Here is a 15180-nt window from a genome sequence, read left to right as displayed (position 1 = left end):
ATAACGGCGCACGCGACGACGAAGGGCGGATGCCGGGGGCTCAGGCCCCGGAATCCGCCCTCACGTACTGGCGTTACAGCGACTCGATGATCTCGCGCATCAGGGCGGCGGTCTCGGACGGCGTCTTGCCGACCTTCACGCCGGCGGCCTCGAGGGCCTCCTTCTTGGCCTGCGCGGTGCCCGCCGAGCCCGAGACGATGGCGCCGGCGTGGCCCATGGTCTTGCCCTCGGGAGCGGTGAAGCCGGCGACGTAGCCGACAACGGGCTTGGTCACGTTGGCCTTGATGAACTCGGCTGCGCGCTCCTCGGCGTCGCCGCCGATCTCGCCGATCATCACGATCGCCTTCGTGTCGGGGTCCGCCTCGAACGCCTCGAGGGCGTCGATGTGGGTGGTGCCGATGACCGGGTCGCCGCCGATGCCGATGGCGGTCGAGAAGCCGAGGTCGCGCAGCTCGAACATCATCTGGTAGGTCAGCGTGCCCGACTTCGACACCAGGCCGATCGGGCCCTTGCCGGTGATGTTGGCGGGCGTGATGCCCACGAGCGACTCGTCCGGGGTGATGATGCCGGGGCAGTTCGGTCCGATGATGCGGGTGGTGTTGCCCTTGGACTTCGCGTACGACCACGCCTCGGCGGTGTCGCCGATCGGGACGCCCTCGGTGATGACGACCAGCAGCGGGATCTGCGCGTCGATGGCCTCGATCATCGCGGCCTTGGTGAAGGCGGCGGGGACGAAGGCGATCGACACGTCGGCACCGGTCTTCTCCATCGCCTCGGCGACCGAGCCGAACACGGGCAGCTCGACGCTGTTGCCGTCCTTGTCCTTGTGCAGCACCGTGGTGCCGGCCTTGCGCGCGTTGACGCCGCCGACGACCTGCGTGCCGGCCTTCAGCATCAGCGCGGTGTGCTTGGTGCCCTCGCCGCCGGTGATGCCCTGGACGATGACCTTGGAGTTCTTGTCAAGGAAGATCGACATGTTTCTTGGTTCCTATCCGGGTCAGGCGTTGGCGAGCTCGGCGGCCTTGTCGGCGCCCTCGTCCATGGTCGCGGCGAGGGTCACCAGCGGGTGACCGGCATCCTGGAGGATCTTGCGCCCCTCGTCGACGCGGTTGCCGTCGAGGCGGACGACGAGCGGCTTCGAGGCGGTCGAGCCCAGCTCGGCGAGCGCGCCCACGATGCCCTTGGCCACCGCGTCGCACGCGGTGATGCCGCCGAAGACGTTGACGAACACCGACTTCACCTGCGGGTCGCCGAGGATGACGTCCAGGCCCGCGGCCATGACCTCGGCCGAGGCGCCGCCGCCGATGTCGAGGAAGTTGGCGGGCTTCACGCCGCCGTGCTTCTCGCCGGCGTAGGCGACGACGTCGAGGGTCGACATGACCAGGCCCGCGCCGTTGCCGATGATGCCGACCTCGCCGTCGAGCTTGACGTAGTTGAGGTCGTTCTCCTTGGCCTTCGCCTCGAGCGGGTCGGCGGCGTCCTTGTCCTCGAGCAGAGCGTGCGAGGCGTGGCGGAACTCGGCGTTCTCATCCAGCGTGACCTTGCCGTCCAGGGCGATGATGTCGCCCTCCTCGGTCTGGACCAGCGGGTTGACCTCGACGAGGGTGGCGTCCTCGCCCTTGTACACGGCGAAGAGCTTGACGAAGACGTCGGCGACCTTGGGGGCGAGCTCGTCGTCGAAGTTCGCCGCGCGCGCGATCTCGAGCGCCTTGGCTTCGTCGATGCCGGTCAGCGGGTCCACCTCGATGCGGGCGAGCGCCTCGGGCTTCTCGACGGCCAGCTGCTCGATCTCCATGCCGCCCTCGACCGAGCACAGCGACAGGTACGAGCGGTTGGCCCGGTCCAGCAGCACCGAGAAGTAGAACTCCTTGGCGATGCGGGCGCCGGCGGCGACCATCACGCGCTTGACGACGTGGCCCTTGATGTCGAGGCCGAGGATGGCCTGAGCGGCCTCGAACGCCTCGTCCGGGGTCTTGGCGACCTTGACGCCGCCGGCCTTGCCGCGGCCGCCGGTCTTGACCTGGGCCTTGACGACGACGACTCCGCCGAGCTTCTCAGCGGCGGCCTTTGCTTCTTCAGGGGTGTCCGCGACGATGCCGGCGAGCACCGGCACCTCGTACTTCTCGAACAGATCGCGTGCCTGGTACTCGTAGAGATCCACGTGCAGTCCTTCGCTGTGGCGAATGGCGCCAGCGTCAGCGCCGGTTTGTCTTGACGTCGAGAGATTTCGACCGCGACCAGCCTACTACCGCCGAGGACGGCCGCGAGACCAGCGATGTCATCCCAGCCGGGGCAGATCGTGCAACGCCGGCCCCTCGATGCGGGTGCCGTCGGGGGCGAACCGCGACGCGTGCAGCGGGCAGTCCCACGTGCATTCGGCGTCGTTCCACGACAGCACGCCCCCCAGGTGCGAGCACACGGCGCTCACCGCGCGCGTCGTGCCGTCGACCGTCGAGATGCCCACCGGCTGGGCGCCGCGATGCGCCACGACCCCCTCGCCTTCGGCCGGGCGGTCGATGGGGACCGTGGTGCGCTGCGCGCCGACCCAGCGGGATGCCGCCTCCCACCCCACGCGGATGTTCTCGGCGCCGCCGCGGCCCAGGTCGGCGGGCACGGTGAGCCGGTGGGCGATGACCGACATCCACCGCGGACGCTCCCGCCAGGGCACGCGGCGGATCTCGGCACTCAGCCGGAGCGCCGCGGCAGGGCCGTTGGACAGCCCCCACTTGCCGAATCCGGTGGCGAAGCGGATGCGGCCGAGGCTGCGCGGAAGCACGCCGACGAACGGGACGAGGTTGTGCGACTCGTAGTCCTGCGCCGACCATGACGTCACCGGTTCGGCCCCCGGGAAATGCCGCCGGGTCCACGCGACGATCTCATCGACGTGGGACCGCTCCGACACCACGCGCCCCACCGGATGACCGTGGCCGCCGACGATCAGCTGTGCGGCATCGGCCGGCCCATCGTCGGCCGTGACGGACCGGATCGAGCGAGCCGGGGTGTCCACGGATAGATAGAGGCCGTCCGGCACCTCGCCGTCATAGGCGAAGGCGACGCAGTAGGAGCGCAGGCCGCGGGTCTTGGCGAAGTACAGCCCGCGATCGAGGATCGCCGCTCCCGTCGCCAGGACGATGCTGTCGGCCGAGAGCGAGCCGTCGGCCGTCTCGACCGATGGCGTCGGCACCGCGTGCACCCTCGTGACGCGGGCGCCCGTGTGCAGCGTCCCGCCCGCGTCGAGGAACGCGCGGGCGAGCGCCCCCGCGAGCCGGCCGGGGTCGAGGGCGATCTGGTCGTCGAGGGCCACGGCGTCGACGAGGGGGAAGGGCGTGGGGGATCCGGCATCCGTCATCACCCGACGCACGGGCAGGCCTGCCTCGAGCGCGGCGGCCGCCTCAGCCTCGACGCACGGCACCCCGTGCGTGCTCTGGGCGTAGGAGTACGCGATGCGGCGGCTCGTCGGGACGCCCGCCTCGGCGGCGAAGGACGTCAGCCATTCCGCTCCGTCGCGGTTGGCGTCCACGTAGGCGCGGACGAGGGATGCCGGGTGGTGCCGGCGCAGGTTCGACAGCACGCACCCCTGCATCAGGGACAGCTTGCCGGTGTTCGACCCGGTCGCCAGGTGCGCGACCTGCTCCGCCTCGACGACGGCGACGTCGATGCCGTCCCGCTGGAGCATGAGCGCCGTGCACAGCCCCGTGATCCCCGCGCCGACGACGACGACGTCGTGTTTCGCGCCGGCTTCGAACGGCCGGCCCTGCAGGGCGTCGGCGTCGAGCGATGCGGGGCGAGGCCACAGTGCGTCCATCAAGTCAGTGAACCGTCACGGCCCGGACGGCTGTAGTGGGTTGACAGCCGTGGGGGCTGATGACAAAGCGCCTGATCGCTAGGCTCGTCCCCGTGACAGCCGAGGCACCTTCTCCTCCCGCCGGGCATGCGGCGGTCGTCAGCGCGGCACTCGAGCTGTTCGTCACGCGCGGGTTCGACCAGACGTCGGTCGAGCAGATCGCGCAGGCGGCGGGAGTGTCGCGCTCGACGTTCTTCCGGCAGTTCGGGGGAAAGGACGACGTGGTCTTCGTCGACCACGAGCTGCTGCTGGACCAGCTGCGGGAGTTCCTGTCCGAACCTCACGACAACCCGTGGGCCGCGGTGTGCGAGGCCTCGATCCGCGTGTTCAGCCACTTCGCCGCCGATCCTGAGCTCGCGCGCCGCCGATATGCCGTGGTGCGCGAGGTGCCGGCGCTGCGCGAGCGCGAGATCGTGACCGTGTTCCGCTACGAGCGGCTCTTCGACGACTACCTGCGCCGCGCCCTGCCCGGCATCGACCCGCTGGACGCCGTCGGCTTCGCCGCGCTGGTCACAGCCGTGCACAACCATGTGCTTCGCCAGCTGCTGCGCAGCCCCAAGCGCGTGCCGGTCTCGACCCTGCGGCGAGCGCTCGACGGCGCGATGCGCCGCTTCGGCGTCCTCGATCCGGCCGATCCGGCGGACGACGACGTGGTCGTGGCGGTCTTCCCCAAACGGATGCCGCGGGCCGAGGTCGCCCGCCGGCTGCAGGAGCACCTCGACGCCGACTGACCTGCGCCGGACCCGCGTGATACGCAGTCCCAGCATTTGCGACATCCAGTTCCGTTACACTGCGGGCATGAGCGCGTTCACGCCCGTCCCCGGCCAGCAGGTGGAGTCCTACGACCTGACCGCGGCCCTCGACACCGACTACTACGCCGTCTTCGCCGATCTGAGCGACGGCGAGCGCGACGCGTGGCGGCGGGCGCGGACGTTCGTCGACGAGATCCTCCCGGTCATCGACGAGCACTGGGACCGCGGCGAGTACGACACGGCCTTCGCGCGGCGGATGGGCGAGCTCGACCTCTTCACCGACGGCATCGAACACGAGGGGCTGACGCACCTGTCGCCGCTGGCGGCGGGCCTGGTCAACATGGAGATCTCGCGCGGCGACGGCTCGATGGGCACGATCCTCGCCGTCCAGGGCGGGCTCGCCCTGCGCACCCTGGCCCTGTTCGGCAGCGACGCCCAGAAGGAGCAGTACCTGCAGCCTCTTGCCCGCGGCCAGGTCCTGGGCTCCTTCGCGCTCACCGAGCCCGACCACGGATCGGACTCCGTCTCGCTCGAGACCCGCGCCGCCCGGCAGCCGGACGGCTCCTGGGTGCTGGACGGGGCCAAGAAGTGGATCGGCAACGGCGCCTCGGGCGGCGTCACCTTCGTGTGGGCGCGGGTCGTCTCGCCCGGCGCCGAGGACGACGGCGCGGTGCGGTGCTTCGCCGTCCCGCAGGACACCCCCGGCTACGTCGGCGAGCCGATCCTCGGCAAGGCGTCGCTGCGCGCCATCCACCAGGCCCACATCACGCTCACCGGCGTCCGGCTTCGCGCCGACGCACTCCTTCCCGGTGCGAAGACGTTCAAGGATGCCGCCACGGTGCTGTACTCGACGCGCTCGGGTGTCGCGTGGTCGGCGCTCGGGCACGCGACCGCGTGCTACGAGGCCGCCCTGCAGTACTCCCAGCAGCGCGTGCAGTTCGGCAAGCCGCTGGCGAAGTTCCAGATGGTGCAGGAGCGGCTCGCCCAGATGCTCGAGGAGCTCACCGCGATGCAGCTGTACTGCCGCCACCTCGCCGACCTCGAGGCCGCCGGCGGCCTGCGTCCCACGCAGGCGTCGCTCGCGAAGTACCACAACACCCGCGCCGCACGCCGGATCGCCGCCACCGCACGCGACCTGCTCGGCGGCAACGGCATCCTGCTGCGATACCGCGTGATGGCGCACATGGCCGACATCGAGGCGATCCACACCTACGAGGGGACCGAGAGCGTGCAGGCGCTGCTCATCGGCCGGGACATCACCGGCATGAGCGCCTTCGCCTGACCGTGCGCCCCTAGCGGCTCGGCGTGCCGGGACGCAAGGCGCGACCGGCGTCGGGGCCGAGGGCTACTGTCGCAGGCATGGGACTGTTCCGCCGCACCGACGACCGCCCCGAATCGCCCGCGTCCGTCGCGCTGGGCATCCCCGCCGTCCGCCTGTGGAGCGACGGCTTCGGAAAGCTTGCGACCCGCTCGTTGCAGGTGCTGATCGTCGTCGCCCTGGCGACCCTGATGATCTTCGGCATCCGCCAGCTCACCCTCGTGACGATCCCGCTCGTGATCGCCCTCATCCTCGCGTGCGCGTTCCACCCCGTCATGGCGTTCATGCGCCGGCGCGGCGTGCCGTCGGCCCTCGCCACCGTCCTCACGCTGCTGTCGATCGTGCTGCTGCTGACGGGCGTCGGCTGGCTGATCGTGTGGGCCGTGCGCGACCAGTGGGACGAGCTGTACGCCCAGGCGCAGACCGGCCTGCAGTCGGTGGTGGAGTGGGCGCAGAACCTGCCCTTCGCCCCCACGCAGCAGCAGCTGGACGAATGGCTGCAGGCGGTGACGGACTTCCTCACCAGCGCCCAGTTCGGATCGGGCGCCCTGGCGGGCGTGAACGCGGTGGTCAACTTCGTCACCGGCTTCATCCTGATGGTGACGATCCTCTTCTTCTTCCTGAAGGACGGCCCCCGCATGTGGGAGTTCCTCCTGCGGCCCTTCCGCGGTGAGGACTACGCCCGTGCGCGCCGCATCGGCGACAAGACCGTCACCGTCCTCGGCTCGTACGTGCGCGGCACCGCGACCGTCGCGGCGGTCGATGCCGTCGGCATCCTGATCGGTCTTCTCATCCTGCAGGTGCCGCTGGCGATCCCGCTCGCCGTGCTGGTGTTCCTGCTCGCCTTCATCCCGATCGTCGGTGCGACCCTCGCCGGCATCCTCGCGGCGCTGGTGGCGCTCGTCGCCAACGGCTGGGTGAACGCGCTGTTCGTGGTGGGCGTGGTCGTGCTCGTCAACCAGCTCGAGGGCAACTTCCTGCAGCCGGTGCTGATGGGACGGTCGATGAAGCTGCACGCCTTCGTGATCCTGGTCGCCCTGACCGTGGGCACGGTGCTCGGCGGCATCGTCGGGGCCATCCTCGCCGTCCCGCTCGCCGCCGCGGCGTGGGGCGTGATCCAGGTGTGGGACGGTCCCGGCACGCCGGCGCGCTGGGCGCGCCCCAAGCGCGCCGAACTCGCGAAGGAGTGACCCGTGACCTACGTGATCCCCGCGCCGATGCTGGCGAAGTCCGTTCCCGAGGTCCCCGGCCCCGACGCCGTCGCGGGCGGGGTGAGCTACGAGCCGAAGTGGGACGGCTTCCGGGCGCTGGTGTCGTGGGACGGCGAGAGCGTCGAGATCGGCTCCCGCGGGGCGAAGCCGCTCACCCGCTACTTCCCCGAACTCGTCGAGGCCTTCGCGCGGCTGCTCCCCGAACCGTGCCTGCTCGACGGCGAGGTCGTCGTCCCCCGGGGCGAGGCCGGCGCGCAACGCCTGGACTGGGACTCGCTCACCCAGCGGATCCATCCCGCCGCCTCGCGGGTGGCCATGCTCGCCGAGACCACCCCGGCGATGTTCATCGCCTTCGATCTGCTCGCCCGCGGCGACCGCGATCTGCAGCCGGCGCCCTTCCGCGAGCGGCGGGAGCAGCTGGTCGCCCTCGTGTCCGGCCTGCCGCACCCGATCCACGTCACCCGCACGACGACGGATGCCGCGACCGCCCGCCGCTGGCTGAGCGAGTTCGAGGGCGCAGGGCTCGACGGCGTCGTGGCCAAGCCGCTCGAGCAGCCGTACGCGCCCAACAAGCGGACGATGTTCAAGATCAAGCACGCACGCACCGCGGATGTCGTGGCGCTCGGCTACCGCGTCCACAAGTCCGGGCGCGGCGTCGGGTCACTGCTGGTCGGGCTGTACGACGACGAAGGCCGGCTCCACAACGTGGGCGCCGTGTCGGCGTGGAGCGACAAGCGGCGCCTGGAGCTCGTGGACGAACTGGCGCCGCTGGTCGAGACGGACTCCTCGGGCGACGCGGTCACCGGCGAGGGCGAGAAGTCCCGCTTCTCGGCACCGGACCGGGACTCGTCGTTCGTGAAGCTGCGCCCCGAGCGGGTGCTCGAGGTCCGCTACGACCAGCTCGAGAAGCACCGGTTCCGCCACACCGTGCAGTTCGAGAGGTGGCGACCCGACCGCGACCCCGCGTCGTGCCGGTACGACCAGCTCGAATCGGTGTCGGCCTACGACGTCGGAGCGGTGCTGGAGTGAGGCCGCCCGCGCCTGCCGACCCCGGGCATCGCCCGGCCCGGCCCGGGCGTCACAGCAGGACGAGCACCTGGGCGAGAAGGATCTTCACCACCATCGCCGCCGGGTACACCAGGCTGTAGCCGAGCGCGACGCGCACGTCGTAGCCGGTGCGGCCGTTGGCGAAGGCGAGGATCGCCGGATTGGTCTGCGCCCCGCCGATGAGCCCCGACAGCCGCGTCCCGCCGATGCGGAACACGTGCCGCATCAGCAGGTACGTGCCGAGCATCACGACGGTCGTCACCACCGCTCCCAGCAGCAGCAGCCGGACGACTTCGCCCGACACGATCGCCGCGATGATGAGCGAGCCGGCCTTCGTGCCCGCGTAGGCGAGGAAGATCAGCAGGCCGACCTCGGCCAGCACGGTGGCCGCCGTGTGCGGCAGCGACACCAGCACCGGGCCGATACGCGTGACGCGGCCGAACACGAGACCCACCACGAGTGCCCCGGCGGCGAAGCCGAGACTGAACTGCCCGCCGCCGGGCAGCGGCACCTGGATCGAGCCGAGAAGCAGCCCGAGGGCGAGCCCCAGGCCGAGGGCGACCGGGTTGATGTCCGACAGGCCGCGCTCGGAGTCCCCGAGGTGGGCGGTGACGGCCTTCAGTTCGGATGCCGGGCCCACGACCCGCAGCCGATCGCCGAGGTGCAGCACCAGGTCCGGCGAGCCGACGAGGTCGACGTCGCCGCGCCGGACCCGGATGATGCTGGCGCCGTACCGCTCGCGCAGCCCCAGACTGCCGATCGTGCGGCCCGCCAGGCGCGGATCCGACAGGATGATCCGGCGGTAGTCCAGCACCGTGCGGTCGCGCACGAGGTCGATCGCCGACGTGTGTCCGAGCTCGGTCGCGACGGCGTCGACCTTGTCCTTCGGGCCGACGACGTTGACGACCGCGCCGGGAGGCAGGGGGGTGTCGGGCCAGACGGGCTGCGGGTCTCCCCCGCCCTTGGGCCGCAGGCGCGAGAAGGCGACGGCGTCCCCGTAGCGCCGGGCGAGATCACCCGCGGTGGGCATCGCGGCGGTGTCGACCCGCACGGGCTTGTCCACGATCGCCGCGGGCGCGTCGGTATCGCCCGCCCGGTGGCGGAGCGCGAGCGCCGCCACGGCCATGGCCCCGAGGACGCCGAAGACGTACGTGCTGGCGTAGCCGATCGTCGCCTGCGGGTCGCCCCCGGTGGCCGCCAGTGCCGGGGTGTTTGTGAGGGACCCGGCGAACGATCCAGCGATGGTGAGCGGCGGGACACCGAGGGCGGTGCCGAGGAAGAAGGCGATCGCCGCGCCGACCAGCAGCAGCGCGGTCACCACGAGCATGAGCGGATACGCCGTGCGCAGCGCGTTGAAGAACCCGGGTCCGGCGATGATGCCGGTGCAGAAGGCGAAGAGCACCAGCCCGGCATCCCCGATCGGCGGCGGGATGGCGATCACCACCCCCTGCGACACGCCCCACGCCGTCACCCCGATCGCGGCGAACAGCACCGCGACGGCGCCGAGCGACACTCCTGCCACCCGCACCCGGCCGACGGCGGCGCCGAGGCCGATCAGAGCGAACAGCACGATCACCGGCTGCGCGGCGAGGAACTCGAACACCGCCGTCACGTCGTCTCCTGCGCCGCGGCATCCTCGCCGCCGTCTTTGCGCGCGCGGCTGGGCTGCACCCGCGGCGGCTCCCCCGGCATCTTGGGGAACTCCGGCGGGAAGGGCAGTTCGCCGAGCCCGGCGTCCAGGTCGCGCTGCCACCACTCCAGCAGGGTGTCGATCCGGCCCGGCTCGCGGAGCAGTCCCGCCCACGGATCGCCGACGTCGGCGAGGCGCTGGGGCACGGTGCGCACGGTGAACGCGGACGGGTCGACCCCGGGCAGCTCGTCCCACGTGAGGGGCGTCGACACCGTCGCCGCCGGCAGCGCGCGCGGACTGTACGCGCCGGCCATCGTGCGGTCGCGGTTGGCCTGGTTGAAGTCGAGGAAGATGCGCCGGCCCCGCTCCTCCTTCCACCAGTTCAGGGTGACCTTGTCCGGCATCCGCCGTTCGAGCTCGCGCCCGGCGGCGATGACGGCGTGGCGGACGTCGAGGAACTCGTGCGTCGGCTCGATCGGGCAGAACACGTGGATGCCGCGGTTCCCGCTCGTCTTGAGGAACGCCGTCAGCCCCGCCTCGGCGAGGACGTCGCGCAGCGCGGGGGCCACCGCCGCGGCATCCGCGAAATCCGTGCCCGGCTGCGGATCCAGGTCGATCCGCAGCTCGACCGGGCTGTCGGTGTCTGCCGTGAGCGAGGCCCAGGGATGGAAGACCACCGTGTTCATCTGCGCCGCCCACACCACGGCGGCGGGTTCGGTCAGCACGATCTGCGGATGCCGGCGCCCGCTGTTGTAGCGCACCGTCACCGTGCGGACGTAGTCCGGGGCGCCTTTCGGCGGGTTCTTGGAGTAGAACCGCTCGCCGTGGACCCCCTCGGGAAACCGCTCCAGCGACACCGGCCGGTCGCCGTTGGCCGCCAGGAACGGCCCGGACACGGCGAGGAGGTACTCGGCGAGCTCGTGCTTGGTGATCCCGAGCTCGGGCCACAGCACGCGGTTCGGGCTGGACAGCCCCACCTCGCGGTCCCCGTCGGGGCCGGGGATGGTGAGGGTGATGCGTTCCGGGGCCATGGTTTCACGCTAGACCAGCGCGGCCGCCCCCGTCAGCGGGCTCGCGAGCGGATCCGGGGTCGCGGTCGTGCGTGCGTGAGGCATGCGGCATGCGGAATGACGACCCGGTCGCGCGAGGGTGAACATCTCGGGAACAGCAGGCGGACCGGGCGTCCGAGCCGGATGCCGCTTGTTAGAACGGTCGAATGGTCATCCGCGGGCGAGGTCGCCTCATCGCGATCGACGTCGCCGCCCCGCGGAGCCGCCGCGCGGTCGAGGTCGTCGATGCGGTTCGGCGCGCCGCCGAGACGGCGGGGTTCCGGCTCGCCGCAGCCGGCGACCCCGTCGCCGCGCGGGTGCGGGTGCGACCCGGAGTCTCGGGCGTCGAGGTGCGCATCACCCTCACCGACCCCGCGGCACGCCCGGGAGCGGGTGTCATCGGCGCGGACGACGCCGCCGCGATCCGCCTGGCCGTGCACCACCTCGCCGCCCTCGGGCACCGGCGGATCGCGCTGGCCTTCGACGCCGATGCCGCCGAGGGGCCCCTGCGCCGCGCGGCCTACATCGATGCGATGGCCTCGCTCGGGCTCGGGCGCAGCAGCATGCTCCTCGGTCCCGCAGACATCGGCGAGGCACTGACCGGGTCCGCCGGCGGGACCTCGCCGGCCGCCGCGGATGCGACGGCGGGAACTGCCCCGGGCGCCGCGGCGCCCACAGCGCTGTGCGCGGCGGACGCGGCATCCGTTCATGCCGTGCAGAGCGCGACGGCCGCCGGCGCGCCGCCGGTGAGCGTGGTCGCGTGCGAGAGCGACGACGAGTCGCTGGCACGCGTGGACGTGCGCATCGACGAGGTCGCCCGGCGGGCGCTCGAGCTGCTGGCCACCATGCTGGTGGGCGACTGGCCGCGCACCGAGACCGTCAGCCCTGTGCTGCGACCCGGCCCCTCGGCCGTCGCGGCGCCCGGCTGGACGGTGCCGGCCCTCGCGACGCTCAGTCGGTGAGGGCGAGCAGGGGTGCGAGGTCGTCGCGACGCAGTCGCAGCCAGGGGCCGCGCGGGTCGACGACGATGCCGGTCAGCCGCTCGTCCGAGAACAGCGACTTGGCCAGCTGCGCGGCCGTGATGGGCGCCGCCTGGTCGCCCCGGCCGCCGGCCACCACCTCGAGCGGGTGCGAGTACACCTCGAGATAGCGCGACCCGTCGGCCTGGCGCGACTCGGCGACCCCGATCGGACCGTCTTCACCGGCACGGTTGACCGCGACCCAGAGCGGCGCGTGGGTGAGCGCCTCGGCCACGCGCGCGGCGGTCTCGGGGGTGCGCTCCCCCGCGAGCAGCGTCTTGATGGTCAGCTGCTCGTCGAAGGTCTCGACCATCTTCGTCAGCAGCGCGGTCGGCAGGACCGCGCGGGCGGGCGCCGACGCGTGATCGAGGATCAGGCCGTCGTACTTCGCCGACAGCACGTGCCGGATGACGGCGAGCACCGGCTGGCCCATCGCGGACGTGCTGGTGTCGCCGTCGGCGCGCACGCTCGCCTGGAGCGCGGCGCCATTGCTGTAGGCGAGGGCGAACCGCTTGTCGTTGATCGTGGCGACGGCCAGGGGCAGGTTCTTGCCCTCGGCGATCAGACTGCGGGCATCGCCCTGGACCCGCAGGAACAGGTGGCCCTGGAGGAGCTGCCGTGCGACGTTCATCAGGTCCACGCCGTCCGGGGAATCCGGAAGGTTCGCCAGCGTCTTGGCCACGAGCGCGTTGTCGCGCAGCCCCGGGATGGTCTCGGTGGGTGCCGGCGGCAGCTCGGGAGCCTGCGAGCGCGGGCGCGGCGCGGCCGGGGGGGCGGGCTGCGCGGCAGGCGGCGCCGCCGGGGGCTTGCCGTACGTCGAGACCGAGATGCCGACCTGCGGCACCGCCTCACCGGGCTGCTCGGTGTCGGCCGCGGCGTCCTGGGTGGCGAGTCCCGCGGCCTGGTCGGCGGCCTGGACCGGGGCGGTCTGAGCCGCCGTGTCCGCGGGCTGGTCCGGGGTGGCCGCGTCCGGGGCCGCCTGGTCCGGGGCGGTCGCTCGGTCCTCGGCCGGAGCCGCCGCATCGTCGCGCGAGCGCTTGCCGCGAGAGAAGATTCCCATCGTTCGAGCCTAGCCCCGCCCTGCGTTCAGAACTCCACCGATCCGGCAGCCGCAGCAGCACTCACCCGCCCGCGCGGCCGCTCCCGCCCCGATCCCGTGGAGTTCTGAACCGGCCCGGCGCCGAGGTCGGCCGGCCGGACGCCGAAGCCGGCCGGCCGGTGGGGGCGCTCCGCGTTGGAGCACCCCCACCACGCCTCAGACCTTGGCCTTGCGGTAGCCCGCCGAGATCGCCGCGGACTCGGTGCGGAAGCATTCCTCGGGCTGGGTCACGTCGTAGTACCGCTGGCCGGGCACGTGGTAGATCCAGGAATTCTGGTTGCCCTTGATCGGCGCCCAGGACGGGCAGTTGTACAGGCTGATGGGCGCGGTCCTGCTCGCGTAGCCGACGGTCGCCGACGCCGCCGACGTCCGCGAGATCGTGGCGTAGCCCGACAGACGGCCGGTGACCTTGACGGTGATCCGCTTTCCGGCGTGCGCCGAGGTGAGCTTCAGGCTCGATCCGGTCGCGCCCGAGATCGCGGTGCCGTTCGCGTACCACTGGTACGCGAAGGACGTGCCCGAGGTCCACGTCCCGCGGTTGACGGTCAGAGTCTGGGTGACCAGCGCCGTGCCCGAGATGCTCGGCGTCGAGGCGCGGAGGATCTTCGCCGTCGGCGACGACGTCAGCGACACCGTCGCGTACCCCGACAACCGCCCGGTGACCCGGACCGTGATCTGCTTGTGCTCGGTGCTCGACGAGAGCCGGTAGCTCGACCCGGTCGCCCCCGAGATGGCGGTCCCGTTCGCGAACCACTGGTACGCGAAGGTGGTTCCGGTGGTCCACGTCCCGCGCTTGGCGGTCAGGGTCGCCCCCACCGCGCGCGTCCCCGAGATCGACGGCGTGACCGCGGTGGCCACCTTGCCCGACACCGCAGAGGTCTTCGACACCGTCGTGTGCCCGGACTTCTTCGCGGTCACCTTGACCGAGATGCGCTTGCCCTTCAGCGTGCTCGGGATCTTGTACGTCGTCGCCGTGGCTCCCGAGATCGCGCGGCCGTCGGCGTACCACTGGTACGCGAAGACGGCGTCTGCCGTCCAGGTCCCCCGGTCGACCCGAACGGTGAAGCCCGCGGCGATCGGTCCGGTGATCTTCGGCGTCGTCCAGCGCATCACCCGCGGCGTCTGCGACGTCGTCTTGGTGACCGTGGTGTAGCCCGCTTTGGCCCCCGTGATCGCCACCGAGATCCGCTTGCCGTCCTGGGCGGCGGCGGGACGGAAACTCGAGCCGGTCGCCCCCGTGATCGCGGCGCTGTCGGCGAGCCACTGATACGTGAACGTCGTGCCCGACGTCCACGTGCCGGGGCTCGCCGTCAGCAGGCTTCCGACCGCGGCGGTTCCCGAGACGGCCGGGCTGCCGGCGGTCAGGTTCACCAGCAGGTCCGCGCTGACGTCGAGCTCCTCGCCGGCCGCGAGCGGCAGCACCGTGGCGTCCTCGAAGGACGGCTGGTCATCCCACCACTCGGACCGATAGCTCGTGGACGGCGAGGTGTACTCCACGAGGTAGTGACCGGCCGGCAGCTGGCCGAGTCCGAAGCCGATGGTGTTCGTGGTGACGTCCATCACCGGCTGGAAGAACGCGCTTCCCGACTCGTCGGGGCCGTCCGTCCCCCACACCGTCACGACGGCACCCGAGATCGCACCGCCGGTTCGCGCGCTGGTGACGGCCCCGTAGAGCCCTGCCGCCGCCGCCATCGCTCGCGGCTCGAGGTGGACGGAGCCGCCGTCGGTGACGACCGCGGGCACGTCGTACGACGGCACCGCGTAGCCGGCGTACCAGCCCCACGCGAGGTCCGAGCGCTCACCCGGGTCGAAGAAGAAGTCGTACTCGCCCGCGGCGAGCGCGGCGAACGCATACCCGCCGGCGTCGTCCGTGGCGGCGGTCTCGACGTGCTCGTACTCGTCGCCGACCAGACGCCACGCACTGACCTGGATGCCGGCGACCGGCGTGACCCCGTCGTCCGCCGTCACCGTGCCGGCCACGCTCGGCGACACGGCGTCCTCGGTGGTGACCGGGGCGGACTCGCCGTGCTGCAGGGCCTGGACCGTCGGGCTGTCGGGGTCACCGGGCCCGTCGACGGCTGTGGCGAGGCGCCCAGGCGCGGCGGTCGCTTCAGCGGTGTCGCTCGCGACGAGGAGCGCACCGGTGAGGACGGAGCAGAGGACGATCGCGAGCAGCAGGCGCGCTCGCAGGACGAATGCGTGGATCACGGC

The 15180-nt window shown here is 72.0% G+C and carries 12 protein-coding genes; 5 read left to right on the top strand and 7 right to left on the bottom strand.

What is annotated here, in order from left to right:
* Positions 1 to 73 precede the first annotated feature (73 nt).
* The 3 genes from sucD to ACYVF4_RS10385 form a co-directional block, all read right to left on the bottom strand.
* Positions 74 to 976 (bottom strand): succinate--CoA ligase subunit alpha, encoded by a 903-nt coding sequence (gene sucD, locus ACYVF4_RS10395; RefSeq protein WP_460722374.1) that lies wholly within the window; start codon positions 974 to 976, stop codon positions 74 to 76.
* A 21-nt stretch (positions 977 to 997) separates the two neighbouring features.
* The gene (sucC, locus tag ACYVF4_RS10390; protein ID WP_460722372.1) at positions 998 to 2161 is read right to left on the bottom strand and encodes an ADP-forming succinate--CoA ligase subunit beta; all 1164 of its coding nucleotides are present in this window, start codon (positions 2159 to 2161) and stop codon (positions 998 to 1000) included.
* Between the two features lie 117 nt (positions 2162 to 2278).
* The gene (locus ACYVF4_RS10385; protein ID WP_460722370.1) at positions 2279 to 3805 is read right to left on the bottom strand and encodes an FAD-dependent oxidoreductase; all 1527 of its coding nucleotides are present in this window, start codon (positions 3803 to 3805) and stop codon (positions 2279 to 2281) included.
* Between the two features lie 92 nt (positions 3806 to 3897).
* Between ACYVF4_RS10385 and ACYVF4_RS10380 the strand changes: the two genes are divergently transcribed.
* The 4 genes from ACYVF4_RS10380 to ACYVF4_RS10365 all read left to right on the top strand — a co-directional run bounded on the left by ACYVF4_RS10380 (position 3898) and on the right by ACYVF4_RS10365 (position 8154).
* Positions 3898 to 4575 carry a TetR family transcriptional regulator gene (locus tag ACYVF4_RS10380; RefSeq protein WP_460722368.1) on the top strand — a complete coding sequence of 226 codons (678 nt, stop codon included), beginning with the start codon at positions 3898 to 3900 and terminating at the stop codon, positions 4573 to 4575.
* A gap of 67 nt (positions 4576 to 4642) precedes the next feature.
* Positions 4643 to 5878 (top strand): acyl-CoA dehydrogenase family protein, encoded by a 1236-nt coding sequence (locus ACYVF4_RS10375; RefSeq protein ID WP_460722366.1) that lies wholly within the window; start codon positions 4643 to 4645, stop codon positions 5876 to 5878.
* Positions 5879 to 5955: 77 nt separating this feature from the next.
* On the top strand, positions 5956 to 7104 hold the full coding sequence (locus ACYVF4_RS10370; protein WP_460722364.1) for an AI-2E family transporter: 1149 nt from the start codon (positions 5956 to 5958) through the stop codon (positions 7102 to 7104).
* Between the two features lie 3 nt (positions 7105 to 7107).
* Positions 7108 to 8154: an ATP-dependent DNA ligase gene (locus ACYVF4_RS10365; RefSeq protein ID WP_460722362.1), complete on the top strand. Its 1047-nt coding sequence runs from the start codon at positions 7108 to 7110 to the stop codon at positions 8152 to 8154.
* Positions 8155 to 8203: 49 nt separating this feature from the next.
* Here ACYVF4_RS10365 and ACYVF4_RS10360 read toward each other — a convergent pair whose 3' ends face one another.
* Entirely contained in the window at positions 8204 to 9784 is a 1581-nt protein-coding gene (locus tag ACYVF4_RS10360; protein ID WP_460722360.1) for an aspartate:alanine exchanger family transporter, read from the bottom strand.
* Entirely contained in the window at positions 9781 to 10833 is a 1053-nt protein-coding gene (gene ligD, locus ACYVF4_RS10355) for a non-homologous end-joining DNA ligase (protein ID WP_460722358.1), read from the bottom strand. Before ligD ends, ACYVF4_RS10360 begins: the two co-directional genes overlap by 4 nt.
* Positions 10834 to 11018: 185 nt before the next feature.
* On the opposite strand from ligD, the gene ACYVF4_RS10350 reads away from it, so the two are divergent.
* Positions 11019 to 11813, top strand: a complete 795-nt coding sequence (locus ACYVF4_RS10350) for a substrate-binding domain-containing protein (RefSeq protein ID WP_460722356.1) — start codon at positions 11019 to 11021, stop codon at positions 11811 to 11813.
* Here ACYVF4_RS10350 and ACYVF4_RS10345 read toward each other — a convergent pair.
* The gene (locus ACYVF4_RS10345) at positions 11803 to 12930 is read right to left on the bottom strand and encodes an SseB family protein (RefSeq protein WP_460722354.1); all 1128 of its coding nucleotides are present in this window, start codon (positions 12928 to 12930) and stop codon (positions 11803 to 11805) included. The genes ACYVF4_RS10350 and ACYVF4_RS10345 overlap by 11 nt on opposite strands.
* 195 nt (positions 12931 to 13125) lie before the next feature.
* A complete protein-coding gene (locus ACYVF4_RS10340; protein WP_460722352.1) occupies positions 13126 to 15177 on the bottom strand; it encodes a sunset domain-containing protein in 2052 nt (683 codons plus the stop codon).
* Positions 15178 to 15180 lie beyond the last annotated feature (3 nt).

This window comes from Microbacterium aureliae, from assembly GCF_054780155.1.
The sequence above is the reverse complement of the archived record's forward strand: the minus strand, read 5'-3'. Positions and strand labels throughout refer to the sequence as shown.

What these genes read in the sequence shown, in the direction of transcription:
- ACYVF4_RS10350 (WP_460722356.1), top strand. Translation starts at nt 11,019, where the DNA reads ATGGTCATCCGCGGGCGAGGTCGCCTCATCGCGATCGACGTCGCCGCC.
- ACYVF4_RS10370 (WP_460722364.1), top strand. Translation starts at nt 5,956, where the DNA reads ATGGGACTGTTCCGCCGCACCGACGACCGCCCCGAATCGCCCGCGTCC.
- ACYVF4_RS10385 (WP_460722370.1), bottom strand. Translation starts at nt 3,805, where the DNA reads ATGGACGCACTGTGGCCTCGCCCCGCATCGCTCGACGCCGACGCCCTG.
- sucD (WP_460722374.1), bottom strand. Translation starts at nt 976, where the DNA reads ATGTCGATCTTCCTTGACAAGAACTCCAAGGTCATCGTCCAGGGCATC.
- ligD (WP_460722358.1), bottom strand. Translation starts at nt 10,833, where the DNA reads ATGGCCCCGGAACGCATCACCCTCACCATCCCCGGCCCCGACGGGGAC.
- ACYVF4_RS10345 (WP_460722354.1), bottom strand. Translation starts at nt 12,930, where the DNA reads ATGGGAATCTTCTCTCGCGGCAAGCGCTCGCGCGACGATGCGGCGGCT.
- ACYVF4_RS10375 (WP_460722366.1), top strand. Translation starts at nt 4,643, where the DNA reads ATGAGCGCGTTCACGCCCGTCCCCGGCCAGCAGGTGGAGTCCTACGAC.